The sequence below is a fragment of the Robiginitalea sp. genome, assembly GCF_049588695.1.
In the GTDB taxonomy this organism is placed as follows: Bacteria; Bacteroidota; Bacteroidia; order Flavobacteriales; family Flavobacteriaceae; genus Robiginitalea.
The window spans coordinates 1-1821 of sequence record NZ_JBAVZJ010000208.1 but is presented as its reverse complement, the minus strand read 5'-3'; the positions used below and the strand labels follow the sequence as shown (position 1 = coordinate 1821).

General features: G+C 47.9%; 2 protein-coding genes. One reads left to right on the top strand and one right to left on the bottom strand.

Features of this window, described 5'->3' with window-relative positions; all coding sequences use genetic code 11:
• Positions 1-865: gliding motility lipoprotein GldB (locus WBV75_RS04980; RefSeq protein ID WP_424119546.1), on the bottom strand; the 865-nt coding region annotated here is incomplete at its 3' end.
• 75 nt (positions 866-940) lie between these two features.
• On the opposite strand from WBV75_RS04980, the gene nadE reads away from it, so the two are divergent.
• Positions 941-1738 (top strand): NAD(+) synthase, encoded by a 798-nt coding sequence (nadE, locus tag WBV75_RS04975; RefSeq protein WP_424119545.1) that lies wholly within the window; start codon positions 941-943, stop codon positions 1736-1738.
• Positions 1739-1821 lie beyond the last annotated feature (83 nt).

Sequence of the window (1821 nt, the reverse complement as noted above, 5' to 3'; positions counted from 1 at the left end):
GCCCGATACGCCCTGGAGATTCATTGTCCAACACCAGGCCGAATTTACTAAAGGGCGCCGGTTGTAGAAAACGCGGCTCCAGCTTTTTATCTGTGCTGTACAGCAATTCCCGTTCGATAAAATATCTCCATACCTGATTCTCATTGTCCCGGGCCCATTGCATTTCCGCAGCTGAATATTTGATCTTAACTGAATCCGCCGCCAGAGGCATCAGTTTATCTTTCAAATACAATCCTTTTCCGTAATGCACCATCTGTGCCAAAAAGCTTCGGTCCGTCGGCCGGGGCACTGCGCGCTCACAAAAGTCACTGGCAACATCACTGGTGATAAACGCCGGATCGAGTTCTTTTGCTACAAAATTTGGAAGGCCTTCATAAAACCTGTGATCAGGTCCCAGATAATTGTCCAGACCAATCAACAGGAGTGAATCTGTCAGTATCACCTTGTTCTTGTAATCCACATTGGAGGTAATGGTCAACACCTTACCCGGTTGGGGGGCCTGTGGGAAATAATAAGCCACGTGTTTGAAAAACAGTTCCAGCTCAGTCTCATACGGGCCAAAGTCGGGGAAAGACTTTTTAACTTCTTTCCTGAGCTGCTGTTGCAGCGTATCGGACATGGTCGCTATCCAGACAGAATCCGGAAATTGTTCCGGAAATAAATAGGGGTAAGACTTTTTAAGTGCGGGAAGATCCTCCGGGCCGGAAGCATCGAAAAGGAGGTCAAACCTGGTGAGCTCGAGAGAAACAGGGATCTTGAGAATCTCCTGAGGAACTCCGGGTTGTGGCCCGGCGCACTGAGTACATAGGATTAACAGGACTATGGCAATGAGCTTCCACGGGCGCAACCCAACAATTCCTTTCAAGGCTTTCGTATTTAGGGATCAGATGCTATTTTTACGAAACAAAGGTATCCATTTTCCAATTCAATCCGAAGACCTATGCAAACAGAAAAAGTAATAGACCATATTACAGATTGGCTTAAATCCTATGCCCGGCAGGCGGGAATGCGCGGATTTGTAATCGGGGTTTCCGGAGGGATAGATTCTGCACTGACCTCAACCCTTTGCGCCCGTACCGGATTGGAGTTGTTGTGCCTGGAAATGCCTATACACCAGTCTAAATATCAGGTCAGTCGTGCGGCAAATCATATTTTCTGGCTAAAGGAAAACTTTCCGAAGGTGCGATCGGAATGGGTGGACCTGACCCCGGTTTTCGACGGGCTTCTGGAAGTTTTTCCTACGGTGGAAAATGAAGAAGACCGCCTGATGTCACTGGCCAATACCCGGGCAAGGCTGCGTATGACCTCTTTGTACTACTTCGCTGCCCTTCAAAAACTTCTCGTGGCCGGTACCGGTAATAAAGTTGAGGATTTTGGGGTGGGCTTTTTCACAAAATACGGGGATGGAGGGGTAGACCTGAGTCCGATAGCGGACCTGCTCAAAACAGAGGTCTATGAACTGGCGAACTTTCTGGGCATTAATCAAGAGATCCTGGAAGCCGCTCCTACGGACGGGCTCTGGGGAGATGACCGAACGGATGAGGACCAGATTGGGGCCTCTTATCCGGAGTTGGAGTGGGCTATGGAAATGGATGCCAAGAGCCAAAATGCCGAGGATTTTACTGGACGACAACGGGAGGTTTTTGAAATCTATAAAAAATTCAATACCGTTAATCGACATAAAATGCTTCCCATCCCGGTCTGCACAATTCCCCAATCCCTCAAAATTACCTCTTAGCTAACAATCAGGTCATTATCTCGAAAAATAAAGGTCCTTTTCCGTGGCATCGGAAATTTATGGACACCTTTGTTATTCCCCTG